Source organism: Bacillus badius NBRC 15713 (assembly GCF_001591605.1).
Taxonomy (GTDB): domain Bacteria; phylum Bacillota; class Bacilli; order Bacillales; family Domibacillaceae; genus Pseudobacillus; species Pseudobacillus badius.
In genome coordinates this window covers 1-19,084 of record NZ_BCVF01000027.1, presented here as the reverse complement: position 1 = coordinate 19,084, position 19,084 = coordinate 1, and the positions used below count along the sequence as shown (strand labels likewise).

Sequence of the window (19,084 nt, the reverse complement as noted above, 5' to 3'; positions counted from 1 at the left end):
AGTGAAGAAGCTAGCATCAATCGAGGAATTTCAGCAGCTGAAAGAATCAGGGAAACAGATCTTTTTGTTTTCTGCCGACTGGTGTCCGGATTGCCGGGTGATTGAACCTGTGCTGCCTGAAATTGAGGAGAAATATAATGAATACAATTTTGTCTATGTTGATCGTGACGACTTCCTCGATTTGTGTATCAGTATGGATATCTTCGGCATTCCGAGCTTTGTAGCTTTTGACAGCGGCAAAGAGCTGGGCCGGTTTGTCAGCAAGGACCGGAAGACAAAGGAAGAAATCGAGCAATTTGTTGAAAGTTTATAACATTCGAGCGTCTGGCTCGCCGGTTGCAGATTTGTTTTGGCAGTCGGCTGGCCAGGCGTCTTTGTTGAGAAAGGAGAGAGAGTGTGGATTCAAAAAAATTAAGACGCATTCTTGAAGAGCGTTTGAAACAGAGCCATCGCTCGTTTAAATTTGATCGTGAAAGAGACGAGCTGCGGATTGAAAATGAACAGTCAGGAAAAGGCATTACTGTCTCACTCCCGGGGATCGTCGCGAAGTGGCATGAAAAAAAGGAAAAAGCAATTGACGAGGTCATTTACTATGCAGAAGAGGCACTGTCTGTCATGGGAGCCGACCATTCGCTGGCGGCGCAAGAAAAAAATGTTTTTCCTGTAATCCGTTCCACTTCTTTTCCGAAAGAGGCGGCGGAAGAAGTGCCATTTTTTATTGACAAACATACAGCGGAGACCAATATCTACTATGCACTGGATCTGGGAAAAACGTATCGTCTTATTGATGAACAGCTGATGAGAAAAGAAGGATGGACGAAAGAACATATTCGTGAAATCGCTCAATTTAACCTTCGTTCTTTAAAAACAGATGTAAAAACAGATGAAGTGGCCGGCAACAAATTTTATTTCCTCAATACGAATGATGGCTATGATGCCAGCCGGATTTTAAATGATAAGTTTTTAAAAGAAATGTTTGAAAGAGCCGAGGGGGAAATGACCGTATCCGTTCCGCATGGCGATGTGCTTATTGTCGGTGATATCCGCAATGAAACGGGCTATGACGTACTGGCTCAAATGACAATGAGCTTTTTTACGAGCGGACATGTGCCGATTACTGCTCTCTCATTTTTATATGAAGAAGGAAAGCTGGAACCTATCTTTATCATGGCTAAAAACCGGACTGTTGGAAGAGAAGATGAATAAATAGACTGAAAAACCTTGAAGGCAGACCGGCGCTTTCAAGGTTTTTCAGTCTTTCGGTGCAAAAGTCTCAATTGTTGCGATTTACTATAGCCACAGCGGCAAAAGCTGTTAAAATAAGAAATGATTTTCTAAAAAGAAAAGGTGATTGTAATGAGCTTCTTTAAAAAAATAATGGGATTGTTTCGTGAAGAAATAGATGATGAAGAGTTTGAACAACCGGCTGAGCCGACTGTAGATGAAAAACCAGTTTCACAAAAGCCAGAGGAGCAGCCAGCTCCTTATGTATTTCATGAGCGGCCTCCAGAAACGCCGGAAATGAAAGCGAAAGTCACTTATCGCTACCCTTCTCGGGAATTAGGCCTTTCTCAACCAGAGAGAGCTCAACTGCAGCCGCGCCGGAAAAGAAGAATTCGTTTAGAAAGGGAAGATTTCCCTGGCAATACACTTGAGGCAGAGCAGGGATATACTTATGAGCCGGAAGAAAAAGTGTACTCTGCACAGCCAGTTCAGGCATCAGAGGCTTATAAGCCACCTTCCGGCCCTTTTAAGCCGACAGAGGTTCCTTCTCCTATCTACGGATTTCAAAAACGGCCTATGCCTGCAGAGGATAAAAAAGCTGAGACAGAGCTGAATCATCAGGAAGAGAGTAGTCCGATAGTTCACGAAGAGGCGCCGGAGCTGCAAACAGTGAATATTGAAGAAGAGGAAAAGGTGTTATTTACTCCGGCTGACCCGGTTGAAACAGAAGCGCCGGCTCCTAAACTGCCAAAGGAAGAACCTCTGCTTTTATTCAAGCCGGAGGACAAGAAAAAAGTATTTGATGTAGAAGCTGTACCATTGTTCGCAGTCGAAGAAGCCGCTGCTACTGTAGCTGAACCGGCACAAAAAGAGGAGCCTGCGGTGTTCGTGCCAGAGGAGAAAACAGAGGAACAGATTGAAGAAAAGGCTGAGGAAAAGCTGGCGCTGCCTGAAAATCCTACAGGAAAGCTGCCGGAGGAAAAAAAAGTTTCCCGAGCTGAAAAGAGAAGCCACAAAAGAAGGCAAACTCCCTTTAATGTGATCATGTCCAAACAGGATCGCGAATTGCTGAAGAAACGGCACGAACAGCCGCCTGTTCTGCTTGAAGAGTCGCTTTCTGTCCAAGAAGATGATCTTGCTCTTCCGCAGGAGGAAGAACAGGAAGGTCTGACGCCGCCTGCAGCTGCTGAGGAAAAGCAGGGGGAGGCCGCCAGCGATAGCGAGCCGGAGTACTATGTCTTTCCGTATGAAACCTATTTATCCCCGCCTGTTGTGAAAGAAGCCAGCCGGGAATTGGTCGATGCACAAAGTGAAGTGTTGAATGAAACGTTCAAGAATTTTAATGTGAAGGCGTCAGTAGTTAACGTTACCGTCGGCCCTTCTGTTACCCGGTTTGAAGTGGAGCCGGAACGGGGCGTAAAAGTAAGCAAAATCACAAATTTAACGGATGATATTAAACGGAGCCTGGCTGCACGGAATATTCGGATTGAGGCGCCAATTCCCGGCACTCAGGTCATCGGGATTGAAGTGCCGAACAAAGAAAGCCGCCCGGTGCAGATCAGTGAAATTATTTCCAGTCCCGCCTTTGCGGAAAATTCCTCTCCGCTCACTTCAGCACTCGGTCTCGATATTTCCGGCGAGCCGGTTGTGCTGGATTTAAAGAAAATGCCCCACGGCTTAATTGCCGGGGCAACAGGATCAGGAAAGAGCGTCTGTATTAACTCAATTCTCGTCAGCCTTCTGTATAAAGCCGCGCCTCATGAATTAAAGCTGATGCTCATTGATCCGAAAATGGTTGAATTAGCGCCTTATAACGGTATTCCTCATCTGGTAAGTCCGGTTATAACAGATGTCAAAGCAGCAACAGCCGCTTTGAAATGGGCAGTAGAAGAGATGGAGAGACGTTATGAGCTCTTTGTCCATTCCGGCGTTCGGGACATTACCAAGTACAATGAGAAAGCGGAGGCGCATGGAAGAAAAAGTGAACATTTGCCGTATATCGTCATTATCATTGACGAGCTTGCTGATTTAATGATGATGTCACCTGCGGATGTCGAAGAAGCGATTTGCCGGATCGCTCAAAAGGCGCGGGCGTGCGGCATTCATTTAATTGTAGCGACACAGCGTCCTTCAGTTGATGTTATTACTGGGTTAATTAAAGCAAACATTCCAACGAGAATCGCTTTTTCTGTGTCTTCTCAAGTAGATTCGCGCACAATTATTGATACAGGTGGAGCGGAGAAGCTGCTCGGCCGCGGTGATATGCTCTTTTTGAATAATGGGGCATCAGAAACAGTACGTCTGCAAGGTACATTTGTTTCTGACGATGAAATTGATACAATCGTGGCGCACGTACGGAGAGAACAGGAGCCCAATTACTTGTTTGAGCAGGAGGAGCTTCTTCAAAGAGCAGCTATTTCAGAAACAGAAGATGAACTCTTCCCGGAAGCATGTGAGTTTGTGGTCCAGCAGGGCGGGGCCTCTACTTCGTTATTGCAGCGGCATTTCAAAATCGGCTATAATCGGGCTGCGCGCTTAATCGAAATGATGGAAACCCAAGGATTTGTATCTGGGCAGCGAGCCGGAAGGCCGCGGGAGGTGCTTTTGACAGAAGAAGAGCTGCAAGCGCTCCATGATTCCCATGGAAATTAATTGTTTTGCAAAGATGCGATTCGGAGGTCCGCAATCAAACGCGGCCTCCTTTTTTAGGCAGAAAAAAAACGCTGCATAGTCAGCCGCGAAAAAAAGTGTTATAATGTTTCAATGTAAAATGCTAACTGTCCGTCGTCTATAAAAGGGCAAAATGGCTTAAAATACATATAATGCTTACGGATAGACGAATGCTGGAGGTTCTATTATGACAACATACCACTTTGTTGGAATTAAAGGCTCGGGAATGAGCGCCCTTGCACAAGTTCTTCACGATCAAGGTGAAACCGTGCAAGGTTCTGATGTGGATAAATCTTTTTTTACTCAAAAAGCACTGGAGGAGGCAGGTATTCCTATCTTGCCGTTTCGGGCTGATAATATTCAGCCGGGCATGACTGTAATTGCCGGCAATGCGTTTCCCGATGATCACGAGGAAATTCAGCGGGCAAATGAATTGCAGATTCCTGTTATTCGCTACCACCGCTTTCTTGGAGAATTTATGCAAAACTTTACGAGTATTGCTGTTACCGGCGCTCATGGAAAGACATCAACAACAGGTTTGCTGGCCCATGTGATTAGCGGGGCAAAGCCAACTTCTTTCCTGATCGGGGATGGCACAGGTAAAGGGGAGAAAGAGGCGATCTATTTTCCTTTTGAAGCATGTGAATATCGCCGGCACTTCTTATCTTACGACCCTGACTATGCGATTATGACGAACATTGATTTTGACCATCCGGATTATTTTGCCGATGTAGAAGACGTTTTTTCTGCGTTCCAGGAAATGGCTCTCAAGGTGAAAAAGGGAATTTTTGCTTGCGGGGATGATGAGTACCTGCAAGGAATTCATGCTAAAGTGCCTGTCGTGTTTTATGGATTTGCAGAAGAAAATGATTTTCAGGCCCGTAACGTGCAGCATGATGCAACAGGTACAACTTTTGATGTTTTTGTGCGCCATACATTCTATGCATCATTTAAAATTCCGACATTCGGAGATCATAATATTTTAAATGCGCTTGCTGTCATTGCGCTTTGTCATTACGAGGAAATTGACACGGAAATCGTCAAAGAAAGATTGTTGACGTTTGAAGGCGTGAAACGGCGCTTTTCTGAGAAGGTGATCGGAACCCAGGTGCTGATTGACGACTATGCGCATCATCCTACTGAAATCAAAGCAACGATTAACTCTGCACGGCAGAAGTATCATGACAGAGAAATCGTTATTATCTTTCAACCGCATACCTTCTCTAGAACACAGACTTTCTTAGACGATTTTGCTGAAAGTCTCAACGGAGCCGATCGTGTATATTTATGTGATATTTTCGGATCTGCCCGTGAACATCATGGCCAGCTGACGATCGAAGATCTACAAAAAAGGATTCCCGGCTCTGTTTTACTGAAGGAAGAAGAAACTTCTTCCCTAGCCAAACACAAAGATAGCGTGCTGGTTTTTATGGGAGCCGGAGATATTCAAAAGTTTCAGTCTGCGTATGAAAACTACCTGAATGAACAATAATGAGAAGGTGGCAGCTGTCACTTTCTCGCCGGCTGCCGGAGATTCTCCGGCAGTTTTCTTTTTCAGCGGCAGCTGTGGCTAAACGGTGAACATTTTATACTTTTTTGGTAAATAAGCAGGAAAATTAGGCATTTAAGAGAATTTATGAGTGTTTAACCTTTTATTTGTGGGGTAACTTTAGTGTATAGTAAAAGAACTGCAGGAGGTGTCATACAGTGGAAATCATTTTGTATTTAAGTGCTGCGTTAGCGGCGATCGCTTTTTTAATTCTTGTCCTGAGTTTGTCAAAAACTTTAAAATCAGTTGACAAAACACTGGACAGCCTTTCCCGGACAGTAGACAGATTAGAAGGACAAATGCAAGGCATTACAGCGGAAACAACAGAGTTATTACATAAAACAAATGCCCTTGCCGAGGATGTCCAGCATAAAACTGAACAACTGAATACAGTGGTATACGCTGTTAAAGATGTTGGTTTAACTGTTCAAAACTTGAACCAGTCTATCAATAAAGTAACGACAACTGTTGCCTCACAAATGGAAAAAAATCAGTATAAAATTTCCCAGGCAGTGCAGTGGGGAAACATTGTCAAACAGCTTGTTGAAAAGTTTAAAGAAGGAAAAGAAGAGCGGCCGCGCCAGGCGAATGCCGGAGAGCTGTCTGCTCCGGAATCAGCTTCGTCTGTAACTCGCCAGCCAAATTATTAACGAAAAGGAGAGATTGATATGGGACAAATGAAAAAGCCGAATGTAAAGTACGATAATTATGAGGCAGGAAACAGCTACGATGACGGTACAATGAACACGAAAGATTTTTTAATCGGTGCATTAGTCGGCGGGTTAGTCGGCGCTGCCACTGCTTTATTTATGGCTCCGAAATCTGGAAAAGAGCTGCGTGAAGACTTTAATTCACAGGCGGGCACATTGAAGGAACGGGCTAGCGGCTGGACGGAAATGGCAATAGAAAAAGGAAACACTCTTGCTGCTGTCGCCAAAGATAAAACGTCTACTTTGTCTCAATCTGTCCAAGATCAATCCGGTGCCTTAATGGGCAAAGTGAAGACGATGATGCCAACAGGCGGATCAGATTCAACTAATGAGGCGGCAAATGAAATGATGGACCAGGCCAAAGAAACAGCCGGTTCTGTCAAGGATTCTATCTCTCAAAAGCTGGAGGAAACAAAAAAAGCCTTTGATCAAACCGAGAAAAACCTTGGCAATACGAATGGATCATCTGCGGACTCGCAATCAAGCCGAGAAGCTGCGGCCGGCAGTTCAGCAGAAGCTGAAAAGCCAGCACCGTCTGTTTATGCCAACCCGGCAGATGTCGGTGTAGATGAAAAAGCCAAGAAAGGCGGACAGAACGTAGCTAACAGTCCTGTCAAAAACAGCTCGAACGCTTCAAATAAAAATAATTCGAACAGCAGCAAGCCCCACAACAAAAAAAATAATAAATAAAAAAGCAGCGGCTTGTCCGCTGTTTTTTTGCCACTGCACGCTAAAAAAGCGGGAAGTTTACAATACAGAAGGGAGATCAACGTGGAGAAAATAGAGATTATCGCCGATTTTGAAAAATTAGCGGAAGAAAATAAACGTTTCTTTTTCCTTAAGCATAGTACAACATGTCCAGTGAGCGCCAGCGCCTTTGATGAATATCAAGCATTTTTAAATGAACATCCGGACGAACAAGGGTATTATTTAGCTGTTCAGGATTCAAGGGAGCTTTCCAATTATATAGCAGGAGAATACGATATCATCCATCAATCTCCGCAGGCATTTCTATTTGAAAACGGGCGTCCCTCCTGGCATGCATCTCATTGGAAAATTACGCGCGAGCAATTGGAAAACGCTGATTCGAAAAAATAAAAAGCAAGGTTGAAAAGGGTGAAAATCCGCCTTTTTCAACCTTATTTTCGCTATTTTACTTTAACGCTTAAAAGCGTCTAATAATTAAAGAAAAATGTTCGTGACATTTCAGAATGTTTGTTTTATAATAGTCCCTAACATTGGAAACCTTGCTTCTCTCCCGTTTGGTTCTTTCCTGCCAGGAAAAGAAAGACGGACGGAGAGGCGTGCAATTGAGCAGGGGAGAAAGCGATATAAATATATTAAAGCGGAAGGATGATAATTGTGAGTAACCAGGAACTAGATCAGTTAAGACAGCGTGTTGACGAAATAAACGTAGAACTCCTGAATCTTATCAGCGAGCGCGCTACACTCGTTCAGGAAATCGGGCGAGTGAAAGAAAAGCAGGGCGTCAACCGTTATGATCCTGTCCGCGAAAGAGCGATGTTGAATAAAATCGTTGAAAGCAACAGCGGGCCATTTGAAAATTCAACGATTGAACACTTGTTTAAAGAAATCTTTAAAGCGGGGCTTGAGCTGCAGCAAGACGATCATCGCAAGGCGCTTCTTGTTTCCCGTAAGAAGAAACCGGAAGATACGATTGTAAATATTCGCGGAGAGAAAGTAGGAAACGGTTCTCCGACATTTGTATTCGGACCTTGCGCTGTTGAATCGTATGAACAAGTGGCAGCAGTAGCAGAAGCCATTAAAAATAAAGGACTTAAATTAATTCGAGGCGGAGCATTCAAGCCGCGTACCTCTCCTTATGATTTCCAAGGTCTTGGTTTGGAAGGATTGAAAATCTTGAAGAGAGTCGCCGATGAATATGATCTGGCGGTTGTCAGTGAGATCGTGAATCCGGCTGATATTGAGGTAGCTTGCGATTATATTGATGTGATCCAAATTGGAGCCCGCAACATGCAAAACTTTGAATTGCTGAAAGCGGCCGGCAGCGTGAAGAAGCCCGTACTCTTAAAACGCGGTCTTGCAGCAACAATTGAAGAATTCATTAACGCAGCTGAGTACATTATCTCTCGCGGAAATGATCAAATTATACTTTGTGAGCGCGGCATACGCACATACGAGCGTGCGACACGCAATACATTAGATATCTCGGCTGTGCCAATCTTGAAGCAGGAAACACATTTGCCTGTCTTTGTAGACGTGACTCACTCCACAGGACGACGTGATCTGTTAATTCCAACAGCGAAAGCAGCGCTTGCTATTGGGGCAGATGGAGTCATGGCGGAGGTGCATCCTGATCCGGCTGTAGCCCTTTCTGACTCTGCACAGCAAATGAATTTGCAACAATTTGATGAATTTTATCAGGAAGTTCTTCAAACTATTCCTGTAAAAGCGTAACTCCTGTGTATTTACAGGAGTTTTTTTTGTTAAGATAGAGATAAAAAGTTAATTCGAAGGAGAAGATAAAAAAATGAATGTAACGATCTATGATGTAGCCCGGGAAGCGAGTGTTTCTATGGCAACGGTTTCCCGTGTGGTAAATGGAAATCCAAATGTAAAGCCTGCTACAAGAAAAAAAGTATTGGAAGTCATTGAACGCCTTGGCTATCGCCCAAATGCGGTAGCTCGCGGATTGGCCAGCAAGAAAACGACAACAGTAGGCGTAATTATCCCCGATATCTCGAATATATTTTACGCTGAACTGGCAAGAGGGATTGAAGACATTGCCACCATGTATAAATACAATATTATCTTAAGCAACTCCGACCAAAATAAGGAAAAGGAAATTCACTTAATCCATACGATGCTCGGCAAGCAAGTAGACGGGCTTATATTTATGGGCGGCCGAATCACACAGGAGCATGTGGAAGAGTTTGAACGTTCTCCGGTTCCAGTTGTTTTGGCAGGTTCATTGGAGCCTACTGAAAAAATCCCGTCTGTCAATATTAATTATGAGGAAGCGGCGGTTGATGTTATCAGCGCGCTTGCTGAAAAAGGGCATGAACATATTGCATTTGTTGATGGACCGTTGGATGATACAATCAGCCAGTATGTATTGCGCGGATATAAGGAAGGCATGGATGCTGCGAACTTACCTGTTGTCGATGAATTAGTGATTGATGGAGATTACACATACGAATCAGGGATCGAGGCGTGGCACAAGCTTGAAACAGCTGCTGTCAAGCCGACGGCAGTATTTGCCAATGGCGATGAGATGGCTCTCGGCATTATTCACGGGGCACAGGATAGCGGATTGAAAATTCCTGAAGAACTGGAAGTTATTAGCTTCGAAAGCACCAAGCTTGCATTGATGGTCCGCCCTCAGCTGACCTCTGTCGTACAGCCATTGTACGATATCGGGGCAGTTGCTATGAGGCTGTTAACAAAATATATGAATAAAGAAGAAGTAGAAAGCCCAATTGTTGTGCTGCCGCATCGTATTGAAAAAAGAGGGTCAACAAAGTAATATTTCCTCCGATAGTAAGAGTAGAAGACTGTTTCTGCAGCAGAAGGTAGGGAGGAAAGATGAAAAAATTTGATGCACTGACACCTATTGGCATTCTTGCAGGGCTTGTTCTGCTAGTGTTTGCTATTGTGACCAGCGGCGGCACCGATGGCTTTGCCTCTTTTATTCATTTGCCGTCAATCTTAATTGTATTTGGCGGAATAACAGCCGGCTTGCTCATTAATTTCCCATTTAGCGAAATCAAATATCTTTTTACGGTAATGAGACAGGCATTTCGCGAGGAAGAAATGGATTTGGATGCGCTCATCAAAAGATTTGTAGAGCTGTCTGAGAAGGCTCGCCGTGAAGGGCTGCTGGCACTTGAGAAAGATGTACAGGAAGAGGAAGATCCGTTTTTAAAGAAAGGCATGATGCTGGCGATCGACGGCATTGAGCAGGATATGCTTGTCGATATTATGAATGCTGAGATTACAGCACTCGAAGAACGGCATAGAAAGAAACGAAGCCTTTTGGAGAAAGCAGGGGACTATGCTCCAGCCTGGGGAATGATTGGGACCTTGATCGGGCTTGTGCTAATGCTAAAAAATCTGGATGATCCGACTTCACTAGGTCCGAATATGGCGGTTGCCCTATTAACAACGCTTTATGGTTCATTGCTTGCCAATCTTGTTTTTTTACCGATGGCGGCAAAATTAGCATTGAAAACAGAGAAAGAGGTTTTTTTCCGGGAAATTGTGATTGAAGGCGTAGTTGGCGTACAATCGGGGCAAAACCCAAAGATCCTTCGGGAAAAGCTGCAGGCATTCTCTGATGGCAGCGAGAGAAAGAGAGCAGAAGCAATGACTGCAAATGAGGCGGCAGAGCTATGATCAGCCGTCGCCGTCCCTCCCGCAAAGGAGAACCAAAAGGAGCCCCTAAATGGATGGTGACGTTTTCTGATCTTGTCACACTCATCTTAGTGTTCTTTATTTTGCTTTTTTCGATGTCGCAGATTGACATGATTAAATTTAAAACCATCGCTCAGTCGTTCAACGCACAATCTGTTTTTCAGTCAAATGATTCTATCGTTCCCGGAGAATATCCATCGGAAAAGATGAATGAGCAGGAAGCCGATCGCAATGAAGAATCCCTTGATCAGCTGGCAAAGGAAGTTCAGAAATATTTAAAAGAAAAAGGACTTGAAGACACCATCACAGCGACAAGAAATGAACGCGGTGTTGTGCTTATTCTTCAAGAGCAAGTCGTTTTCAGCACGGGAGATGCCGTTGTTCTTGAGGACGCCTATCCTTTTTTGGAAAAGACAGGAAATCTATTGAAGACCATTCCTAATTTGGTCAAAGTGGAGGGACACACGGATAATCGCCCCATTAAAAACGCTATTTATCCTTCTAACTGGGAACTTTCCAGCGCGCGGGCAGGCAGTGTCATTCGTTTTTTTGTAGATGATGTCGGCCTGGAGCCGGACCGCTTCATTGCTGTCGGCTATGGAGATACACGGCCGCTCGCCCCTAATACGAGCAAGGAGAATATGCAAAAAAACCGCCGGGTGCAGATTATCATTTCTGATCCAACTTATAAAGAATAGGGCTTCATCTATTTGCGTATTACTTGAATACAATCAAAGAAGAAAAGCGGCCGGTTGCTGTGCTGTCTTTCCATTGCTGCGCTGCAGGCAAGGGAGGAAGCGGGCAGCCGGACCGTTTTTTTTTATTTTTTTTGCTGCCTGAGAGGGTATAACATTTTTTCTAGTGTTAGCCGGTTTTTCTCTTCGATTTCCGGCTTTCGCGGGATAGCAGGGTAAATACCGGGAGGATCATCCCACCCAGCTGGCAGCTGTACAGGAGCTTTAGGCTGCCACTTTTCTATCCACTCTTTCGGAAGCGATCCAGATACATTGGCGTGATTGGTCATGGCGAGCCAAATATAAGACCAGGCTCTGGGAACGACCCGCCAGATATCATAGCCGCCGCCTCCGACAGCAATCCAGCGGCCGTCGCAGTACCGGTGAGCCACTTGATGGGCGATTTCGGGGATGCGCCGGTAAATATTCATCGTGGCAGACAAATGAGTGAGCGGATCATAGAAATGAGCGTCTGCTCCATTTTGCGTTAAAATAACGTCAGGCTTAAAAAAGTCAGCTACTTCCCATATGGACGTTTCGTAAGCTTCAAGCCAGGAATCGTCTTCAGTAAAGGCATCTAAAGGGAGATTGAAAGAAAAACCGTATCCCTTTCCTTTCCTTGGCCGCGTTCATTAATGTTTCCGGTTCCCGGAAATAAATACCGGCCGGTTTCATGAATAGAAAGCGTACATACGTTAGGGTCATCGTAAAAAGACCATTGAACCCCGTCTCCATGATGAGCATCTGTGTCAATATATAAAACGCGTGCTTGGTATTTTTCTTGCAGATATTTAATAGCTACGGAACTGTCATTATAAATGCAGAAGCCCGATGCCTTTCCGCGGAAGCCGTGATGAAGTCCTCCTCCAAGATGCAGGGCATGTGCTGCTTTTTCCTGCATGACCCAATCAGCGGCTGTCAGCGTCCCGCCTACAAGTAAAGCGCTTGCCTCATGCATCCCTTTGAATATTGGGGTATCCTCTGTTCCTAAGCCATATCCTTCTGCCGTATCAATCGGCAGCTCGCCGTTTCCAGCCTTTTGGACAGCCTCCACGTAGGCGGCATCATGAATAAGCTGCAGTTCTTCGCTGGATGCCAAGCGCGGAGGGACGATATCGCTTTCTTGAATGCTGTTTATCTTTTGGAGCAAATCGATTGTTAATGTCAGCCGGAATTGATTGAATGGATGATTATCGGAAAATTTATAAGAAAGCAGCTGATCCGAATAGACGAATACGGCTTCTTTCTTCATGAAGAAATGCCCGGCATATTCGGCCAAAGTACAATATGCCCCTCCTGCTTTAAATCATCAATCACTCCGGTTGGGTTCATCATTCGCACGCGAAATACAACAATTTTAAAATTTTCATCTTCCTGATCCGGATACACAAACACACTGTGAATGTTGGCCCGGCGCTTATTTAAAATGCTGACCACATCAAACAGCTCTCCAGGTTTATTCGGCATTTTAATTTCAATGCGCGAGCCCGGCTGGTTGGCTCCGGTTAATTCTACAAAGGTATGAAGAACATCTGTTTCTGTTACCATTCCGACGATTTTCCCCCCTTGAACGATTGGCATGCAGCCAATGCGATGCTCATAAAAAACAGCCGCAACATCTTCTACAAAGTCAAGAGGGTGGCCGGTGACAACATTTCGCTGCATAATCAAAGAGAGCGGCTTATTTAGCTCTTCGTCGCTTAAATCTTTTTTCAAAATAGAAGGAGTAGAATCTTTCACGTCGCGGTCGGCCACGATTCCGACAAGTTCTCCCTGCTCGTCAACGATTGGGACATGGCGGATTTTCTTATCCCTGAATAACTGTAAGGCGGTGCCGATTTTATCGCCCGGTGATAGTGTATGTACTTCCCGCTGCATAATTTGTTCCACAATCATTTATTCATCCCCCTTTGTTTAATACATAAAGCGATTCATGAAGCGCACTTGGTCAAAGCGCTCGATAGCTGCCTGATCGACATATTTGCCGATGCGCACCATCAGGCAGTTGGCAGGGTGTGAGCTGATTTCCGGGTCGTCGGTTGCATACCAGACCAATCCGCCGGCATTCATCATCTTTTCCATTATTTTTCGATACTCCCATACGTTCAGTCCAGTCCCCTTTAAGTCCCAATGCCAATAATATTCAGTAGTAATAATAATATAGTGTTCCATCATTTCATCAAGCATGGACAGCTTAATCATGCTCTTGCCAAGCTGAGTGCCGCGATAAGGAGGAGCTACTTCCACTGCTCCAAGCTCAATTAAGTTGTCCAGATTGGCCTCAGACCATCTTTCAAGCGGATCAGGATAGAGATAGGTCACATAGCCAACGATTACGGTGCCGCTGCGGGCGATAATGATGCGCCCTTCCGGAAGATCGGCAATTTCAATGATGGCCTCATGCTGTTGCTTCGGCTGCCGAAAAGCAGTCAGCCCTTCGTGAAAGGTAAGGCCAGCTAAAGCTTCCGCAGAAACGGGGCCTTCAATCGTAATTACTCCTTTAGACGTTTCTACTTCTTGCGAGTGATACTCTTTTCTATGCTCCATTAAGTCACCGCCTTCATCATTCCATACTTGTATTATAACTGAATTTTCGTTTAATAAAGCGTTTTCACTAAATTTTCGCAATTAGCGATTTTTGCTCATTTATTCGTTAATATCTGAATCGTCTATGCAAAGAAGAGAAAGGCGGCGTCTCCGGCAGAAAATGAATCATTTTTTGAATAAATCTATGTTTTAAAAGGATGGATAAATAGTCCGGGAGATTGTTTCAAAATTGTGAAAAATTGAAATTTGGGTTATAATAGAAACTGTATTCTTACATAGGGAGGAACGGTCGTATGAAATTGGAAACGCTGACAGTAAGAGAGGGAAATTATAATTTAAAAGATTACGATGAATTATCTGCTTCATTTGATTGGAAAGAGGCCGAGAACCACTTTTCCTGGTCTGAAACCGGCAAGATAAACATTGCTTACGAGGCGATTGACCGTCATGCGGAATCCGGCCTTAAACAAAAAGTGGCTCTTTATTATAGAGATGCGGACAGAAACGAAAAATATACGTTTGAAGAAATGAAAGAATATACAAACAAAGCGGCTAATGTGCTGAAAACCGCAGGCGGAGTTGAAAAGGGCGACCGCGTTTTTATATTTATGCCGCGCTCACCTGAATTGTATTTTGCTGTACTTGGCGCCATTAAAGCCGGAGCGATTGTCGGTCCGCTTTTTGAAGCTTTCATGGAAGGCGCTGTCCGCGACCGTTTGGCGGATAGCAGCGCCAAGGTGCTCGTCACGACTCCGGAGCTGATTGACCGCGTACCGGTTAATGAACTGCCGGCTTTAGAAAAGGTATTTATCGTTGGCGGCAGTGTGCCGTCGGAAGAGAAATATGTGGACTTTAACGCCAAAATGCAAGAAGCCGATACAGCTTTTGAGATCGAATGGATGAATTTAGAGGATGGCATGATGCTTCATTACACTTCTGGTTCAACAGGAAAGCCAAAAGGAGTTTTGCATGTTCACCGGGCTATGGTTCAGCAATATATGACAGCTAAATGGGTGCTTGATTTGCAAGGGAATGACGTATACTGGTGCACGGCTGATCCCGGCTGGGTGACCGGAACTTCTTATGGGATTTTTGGGCCGTGGCTGACGGGAACAACGAATGTCATTGTTGGCGGCCGCTTTAAGCCTGAAGCCTGGTATCAAACGATTGAAGATTACAAAGTGACTGTTTGGTACAGCGCGCCAACTGCTTTTCGCATGCTGATGGGTGCCGGCGATGAAGTCGTAAAGAAATTTGATTTAAGTTCACTGCGCCATATTATCAGCGTAGGAGAACCGCTCAATCCAGAGGTGATCCGCTGGGGGGCAAAAGTGTTTGACCGCCGCATCCATGACACTTGGTGGATGACAGAAACCGGTGCGATGGTCATTTGTAATTATCCTTCCATGGATATTCGTCCAGGCTCCATGGGCAAACCGGTTCCGGGAGTTAAAGCAGCGATCGTTGATGATCAAGGAAATGAACTGCCGCCAAACCGAATGGGGAACCTGGCAATTAAGAAAGGATGGCCGTCCATGATGGTGGCTATCTGGAACAACCCGGAAAAATATGAATCTTACTTTATGCCGGGCGGCTGGTATGTGTCGGGAGATTCAGCTTACATGGATGAAGATGGTTATTTCTGGTTCCAAGGCCGTGTCGATGACGTCATTATGACCGCCGGCGAACGGGTCGGCCCGTTTGAAGTTGAAAGCAAGTTAATTGAACACCCGGCCGTTACAGAAGCGGGCGTTATCGGGAAGCCTGATCCTGTACGCGGCGAAATTATTAAAGCGTTTGTTGCTCTTCAAGAAGGATATGAGCCAACCGAGGAGCTGAAAGAAGACATTCGCCAATTTGTCAAAACTGGCCTTGCTGCCCACGCAGCACCGCGGGAAATTGAATTCCGCGACAAGCTGCCAAAGACACGCAGCGGAAAAATTATGCGCCGTGTCTTGAAGGCATGGGAGCTGGATCTTCCAACAGGTGACTTGTCTACCATGGAGGACTAATAAAAAAGATGGACGGCTTTGAAACAGATTCTCAGATGTTTCAAAGCCGTTTTTGCAGAGTGACGACCAAGCCGTTTAAAGATAACAACCTCGCTGTCATCCAAGGCTGGGCGAGGTTGTTAAAGTTTTTTGCTTTAGCGCGCTTGTCCGTCATAAGAAAAACAATTCCCCCCCCTTTTTAATCAGCCTTATGGCCGGTTAACAATTTTCTGTAAAAACGGGTTTGACTTTTCTGAAAGGCTCTGTTTAAATATAACGTATACAACTTACATATTGAGCTATGATAGGACTTAGTAGTTCGCTATCCCTGTTACAAGAGAGCCGGTGGCTGGTGGAAACCGGTACAAATAGTTGAATGAATTACCTCCTGGAGCTTTTGCTGTGAACATCATCTAGTAGCAGCAAACGGATTAACCGTTATCTAAAATGAGTGGAGAACTCTAATTCTCAAGCTTGGGTGGTACCGCGCATAATAGCGTCCCTGCAGTCATTGCAGGGGCGCTTTTTGTTTTGTGCAGGTTTGAAAAAGAAAGGAAGAAGAGAAATGGAATTATTGGAAGAGTTACAATGGAGAGGGATTATTTACCAGCAAACAGATGAAGAAGGAATTAAGGCACTCTTAGAAAACGAACAAGTCTCTCTTTACTGCGGTGTGGATCCAACAGCGGATAGTATGCATATTGGCCACTTGCTGCCGTTTCTGACGCTGCGCCGCTTTCAAAATAACGGACATCGCCCGATCGTTCTTGTCGGCGGGGCAACAGGATTAATCGGAGACCCGAGCGGGAAGAAGGAAGAAAGAAAGCTGCAGACACTAGAAATGGTACAGCATAATGTGGCGTGCATTAAAAAGCAGCTTGAGAAAATTTTTAAGTTTGAAGGAGAAAATGGCGCTAAACTTGTTAATAACTATGACTGGGCAGGCTCCATGGATATTGTGACCTTTTTGCGTGATTTCGGCAAGCATATTGGAGTCAACTATATGCTTGCAAAAGACACAGTAGCGTCCAGGTTAGAAACGGGGATTTCTTTTACAGAATTTACGTATACCATTCTGCAGGCGATGGATTTTCTGCATTTATACGAGAACCACAACTGCAAAATGCAAATTGGCGGGAGCGATCAGTGGGGAAACATTACGACGGGGCTGGAGCTGATTCGCAAAATGAAGCCGGAAGGCGAGAAAGCCTATGGTTTAACCATTCCGCTTGTAACAAAAGCAGATGGAACGAAATTCGGCAAGACAGAGAGCGGTGCCATTTGGCTCGACCCGAAGAAAACATCTCCATACGAGTTCTATCAGTTCTGGATTAATACAGCTGATGCGGATGTTGTGAAGTACTTGAAAATCTTTACATTCTTAACACCAGCAACTATTGAGGAGCTTGAAAACTCCGTTAAAGAAGAGCCTCATTTACGAAAAGCCCAAAAAGCGTTAGCTGAAGAAATGACGCGGTTAATCCATGGCAATGAGGCACTGGAGCAGGCTCAAAAAATTACAGCTGCTTTATTCAGCGGGGATGTTAAAAGTTTAACAGCAGCAGAGATTGAACAAGGCTTTAAAGATGTTCCATCGTTTGAGCAGGCGAGCGGAGAAGAAATCGGCCTGGTAGACTTGCTTGTAGCTGCCGGCATTTCCTCATCAAAGCGCCAAGCACGTGAAGATGTTCAAAATGGGGCTGTCTCTATTAATGGCGAAAAAGTAACAGACACCGCTTATGTTTTATCTGAAAAAGACAAGATGGAAGGTGAATTTACAATTATTCGCCGCGGCAAGAAAAAATACCATTTAGTTAAGTATAAATAAGAAACAGAGGCCCGTGAACATAGCGGGCAATAGAGCAGAAAAGATCCTGAAACCGGTGAAGCGCCGGGATCAGGATCTTTGTGTATAGAAGGACGAATCGGAGAAGGGACCGCTAACTGGCGTAACAGCCCGCGGCTGAAGAAAGGAAACGATATGTTTGTAAGGTTGTATGCCAATGCCCAAAACAAGAAGGAAGCTCAACGTGCTTTAAATAAGTTTTTGCACATATTTAAGCCTTTAATAAAAGAGGCAAAACTATTAATCATTGAACCCTATTGGAAGATAAGGGATCTCTATGTCATCGAAATAGAGATAAAAGCTGCAAAAAACGATACGAAGAAGACATTAAACGAAGTTCTCGCGAGCATTTCAGATCATTGGCTAGAGTTTGGCGAACCGGTTAATGAATGGCTGGCTAGTTCTACAGATGATAATTGTAACTTTATGCTTTCGGAATTTAATATGGTGTGGAAGCAAAGAAGAGTAATGACGTAGTTCGTTGAAAATGCGAAGGAGGGATCTAAATGGGCCTTTTAATAGAATCACACATTAAGAGCCTGTCAGAAAATGGGTTAATGCTGCTTGTGGAAGATGCAGAAAGGCGTATTGGTTCTCATGTTGCCTGTGGCGATCCAGTTGAAGAATATGTGGATCATCAGAAATATATCTTTAGTTTAGTTCAGCCAGAGTTGGAAAGAAGAAAATAAAAAAGCCAGGAAAAATTCCTGGCCTTTCACTACATTAATTTGCTTCGATACGAATAGCATCAATTCTTTGACAGTCTACAATAAGAGTTGAGCCTGGTTCTGTTTCAGTATCCATAAAGAAAGCACAGCAGTTATTCCGATCAAAGTTAATAAATACTACGTCTTCTAATACTTCGCCACTAGATAAAAAAACGTCTACTTCTGTCTGTGTTTGTAACTTTCTTAGTTGATCACAAATACATCCATTGCATTTATGTTCATGTTTGTGACAATCGCAATTATGTTCATGTTCATTACTTTTATGTTTGTGGCAACGATTTTTCTTATGATTCATAAAGTAATTCCCTCCTTTATTGTTTAGTAAGAACTTACACTATACTTTATGAATTCAGAGTCAATATTGGTTGGACAAACCTCCTAATTCAATTCCCTAATTTTTGGAAGGCGGTTGAGTGCTTTGAGTACTTAGATGAAGCAAGGATAAAGTGAAAGAGTTAGTAGAAGCAGGAAACAGAAGTGTTCATGTTGCCCAAGAAATTCCGATGAAACTCAAGGTGGAAGTGGAGTTTTAAAAAGAAAAAAGCCAGGAAAGCTCCCGGCTTATAAACGGTATACAACAATGGAAGAGCTAATAATCATAGTCGTCCTCATGCTCTACAGAGTTTGGTCTGTTGTCATGAGGTTGTCCCCAAATAGGCCCTCTACGCCCGATGACTAATCGGAAAAGAG

At 44.3% G+C, this 19,084-nt stretch carries 18 protein-coding genes, 1 pseudogene and 1 other annotated feature; of the genes and pseudogenes, 15 read left to right on the top strand and 4 right to left on the bottom strand.

The window, feature by feature from the left end; genetic code table 11:
* Nucleotide 1 precedes the first annotated feature (1 nt).
* The 11 genes from BBA02S_RS13570 (at nt 2) to motS (ending at nt 11,246) form a co-directional block, all read left to right on the top strand.
* Nucleotides 2-313, top strand: coding sequence for a thioredoxin family protein (locus BBA02S_RS13570; RefSeq protein WP_041097840.1), 312 nt, complete (start codon nt 2-4; stop codon nt 311-313).
* An 83-nt stretch (nt 314-396) separates the two neighbouring features.
* Complete coding sequence (locus BBA02S_RS13565; protein ID WP_041114019.1) at nt 397-1,206, top strand: DUF1444 domain-containing protein; 810 nt, start codon at nt 397-399, stop codon at nt 1,204-1,206.
* A gap of 150 nt (nt 1,207-1,356) precedes the next feature.
* Nucleotides 1,357-3,876, top strand: coding sequence for a DNA translocase FtsK (locus BBA02S_RS13560; RefSeq protein ID WP_041114018.1), 2,520 nt, complete (start codon nt 1,357-1,359; stop codon nt 3,874-3,876).
* 205 nt (nt 3,877-4,081) lie between these two features.
* Complete coding sequence (gene murC / locus BBA02S_RS13555) at nt 4,082-5,386, top strand: UDP-N-acetylmuramate--L-alanine ligase (RefSeq protein ID WP_041097834.1); 1,305 nt, start codon at nt 4,082-4,084, stop codon at nt 5,384-5,386.
* Nucleotides 5,387-5,601: 215 nt separating this feature from the next.
* Complete coding sequence (locus tag BBA02S_RS13550) at nt 5,602-6,093, top strand: DUF948 domain-containing protein (RefSeq protein WP_041097832.1); 492 nt, start codon at nt 5,602-5,604, stop codon at nt 6,091-6,093.
* A gap of 18 nt (nt 6,094-6,111) precedes the next feature.
* On the top strand, nt 6,112-6,843 hold the full coding sequence (locus BBA02S_RS21625) for a YtxH domain-containing protein (protein ID WP_231557201.1): 732 nt from the start codon (nt 6,112-6,114) through the stop codon (nt 6,841-6,843).
* An 81-nt stretch (nt 6,844-6,924) separates the two neighbouring features.
* Nucleotides 6,925-7,251: a bacillithiol system redox-active protein YtxJ gene (gene ytxJ, locus BBA02S_RS13540; protein WP_041097830.1), complete on the top strand. Its 327-nt coding sequence runs from the start codon at nt 6,925-6,927 to the stop codon at nt 7,249-7,251.
* 264 nt (nt 7,252-7,515) lie between these two features.
* Nucleotides 7,516-8,592 (top strand): bifunctional 3-deoxy-7-phosphoheptulonate synthase/chorismate mutase, encoded by a 1,077-nt coding sequence (locus tag BBA02S_RS13535; protein WP_041098300.1) that lies wholly within the window; start codon nt 7,516-7,518, stop codon nt 8,590-8,592.
* Nucleotides 8,593-8,665: 73 nt separating this feature from the next.
* The gene (gene ccpA, locus BBA02S_RS13530) at nt 8,666-9,661 is read left to right on the top strand and encodes a catabolite control protein A (protein ID WP_041097828.1); all 996 of its coding nucleotides are present in this window, start codon (nt 8,666-8,668) and stop codon (nt 9,659-9,661) included.
* A gap of 59 nt (nt 9,662-9,720) precedes the next feature.
* Nucleotides 9,721-10,530 (top strand): flagellar motor protein MotP, encoded by an 810-nt coding sequence (gene motP / locus BBA02S_RS13525; protein ID WP_041114017.1) that lies wholly within the window; start codon nt 9,721-9,723, stop codon nt 10,528-10,530.
* Nucleotides 10,527-11,246 carry a flagellar motor protein MotS gene (gene motS / locus BBA02S_RS13520; protein ID WP_041097824.1) on the top strand — a complete coding sequence of 240 codons (720 nt, stop codon included), beginning with the start codon at nt 10,527-10,529 and terminating at the stop codon, nt 11,244-11,246. Before motP ends, motS begins: the two co-directional genes overlap by 4 nt.
* A 122-nt stretch (nt 11,247-11,368) precedes the next feature.
* On the opposite strand, the pseudogene BBA02S_RS13515 reads toward motS, so the two are convergent.
* From BBA02S_RS13515 to BBA02S_RS13505, 3 genes and pseudogenes are all read right to left on the bottom strand, one after another.
* Nucleotides 11,369-12,534 (bottom strand): annotated as a pseudogene (locus tag BBA02S_RS13515) (acetoin utilization protein AcuC).
* Complete coding sequence (locus BBA02S_RS13510) at nt 12,531-13,178, bottom strand: acetoin utilization AcuB family protein (RefSeq protein WP_041097822.1); 648 nt, start codon at nt 13,176-13,178, stop codon at nt 12,531-12,533. Before BBA02S_RS13510 ends, BBA02S_RS13515 begins: the two are co-directional and overlap by 4 nt.
* An 18-nt stretch (nt 13,179-13,196) precedes the next feature.
* The gene (locus tag BBA02S_RS13505) at nt 13,197-13,829 is read right to left on the bottom strand and encodes a GNAT family N-acetyltransferase (RefSeq protein ID WP_041097820.1); all 633 of its coding nucleotides are present in this window, start codon (nt 13,827-13,829) and stop codon (nt 13,197-13,199) included.
* Nucleotides 13,830-14,122: 293 nt separating this feature from the next.
* On the opposite strand from BBA02S_RS13505, the gene acsA reads away from it, so the two are divergent.
* From acsA to BBA02S_RS13485, 4 genes are all read left to right on the top strand, one after another.
* Nucleotides 14,123-15,841, top strand: a complete 1,719-nt coding sequence (gene acsA, locus BBA02S_RS13500; protein ID WP_041114016.1) for an acetate--CoA ligase — start codon at nt 14,123-14,125, stop codon at nt 15,839-15,841.
* A 271-nt stretch (nt 15,842-16,112) separates the two neighbouring features.
* Nucleotides 16,113-16,327 (top strand) — a binding site (T-box leader).
* Nucleotides 16,328-16,385: 58 nt separating this feature from the next.
* Complete coding sequence (gene tyrS / locus BBA02S_RS13495) at nt 16,386-17,648, top strand: tyrosine--tRNA ligase (RefSeq protein ID WP_041097815.1); 1,263 nt, start codon at nt 16,386-16,388, stop codon at nt 17,646-17,648.
* A gap of 78 nt (nt 17,649-17,726) precedes the next feature.
* Nucleotides 17,727-18,143 (top strand): hypothetical protein, encoded by a 417-nt coding sequence (locus BBA02S_RS13490; protein ID WP_156136610.1) that lies wholly within the window; start codon nt 17,727-17,729, stop codon nt 18,141-18,143.
* A gap of 29 nt (nt 18,144-18,172) precedes the next feature.
* Nucleotides 18,173-18,355, top strand: a complete 183-nt coding sequence (locus BBA02S_RS13485) for a hypothetical protein (protein WP_041114015.1) — start codon at nt 18,173-18,175, stop codon at nt 18,353-18,355.
* A 34-nt stretch (nt 18,356-18,389) separates the two neighbouring features.
* Here the strand turns inward: BBA02S_RS13485 and BBA02S_RS13480 are convergent, their stop codons facing one another.
* Complete coding sequence (locus BBA02S_RS13480) at nt 18,390-18,689, bottom strand: hydrolase (protein WP_370670960.1); 300 nt, start codon at nt 18,687-18,689, stop codon at nt 18,390-18,392.
* Between the last annotated feature and the right edge of the window lie 395 nt (nt 18,690-19,084).

What these genes read in the sequence shown, in the direction of transcription:
- BBA02S_RS13505 (WP_041097820.1), bottom strand. Translation starts at nt 13,829, where the DNA reads ATGGAGCATAGAAAAGAGTATCACTCGCAAGAAGTAGAAACGTCTAAA.
- BBA02S_RS13510 (WP_041097822.1), bottom strand. Translation starts at nt 13,178, where the DNA reads ATGATTGTGGAACAAATTATGCAGCGGGAAGTACATACACTATCACCG.
- ccpA (WP_041097828.1), top strand. Translation starts at nt 8,666, where the DNA reads ATGAATGTAACGATCTATGATGTAGCCCGGGAAGCGAGTGTTTCTATG.
- motS (WP_041097824.1), top strand. Translation starts at nt 10,527, where the DNA reads ATGATCAGCCGTCGCCGTCCCTCCCGCAAAGGAGAACCAAAAGGAGCC.
- BBA02S_RS21625 (WP_231557201.1), top strand. Translation starts at nt 6,112, where the DNA reads ATGGGACAAATGAAAAAGCCGAATGTAAAGTACGATAATTATGAGGCA.
- BBA02S_RS13485 (WP_041114015.1), top strand. Translation starts at nt 18,173, where the DNA reads ATGGGCCTTTTAATAGAATCACACATTAAGAGCCTGTCAGAAAATGGG.
- BBA02S_RS13480 (WP_370670960.1), bottom strand. Translation starts at nt 18,689, where the DNA reads ATGAATCATAAGAAAAATCGTTGCCACAAACATAAAAGTAATGAACAT.
- murC (WP_041097834.1), top strand. Translation starts at nt 4,082, where the DNA reads ATGACAACATACCACTTTGTTGGAATTAAAGGCTCGGGAATGAGCGCC.
- motP (WP_041114017.1), top strand. Translation starts at nt 9,721, where the DNA reads ATGAAAAAATTTGATGCACTGACACCTATTGGCATTCTTGCAGGGCTT.
- BBA02S_RS13560 (WP_041114018.1), top strand. Translation starts at nt 1,357, where the DNA reads ATGAGCTTCTTTAAAAAAATAATGGGATTGTTTCGTGAAGAAATAGAT.
- tyrS (WP_041097815.1), top strand. Translation starts at nt 16,386, where the DNA reads ATGGAATTATTGGAAGAGTTACAATGGAGAGGGATTATTTACCAGCAA.
- acsA (WP_041114016.1), top strand. Translation starts at nt 14,123, where the DNA reads ATGAAATTGGAAACGCTGACAGTAAGAGAGGGAAATTATAATTTAAAA.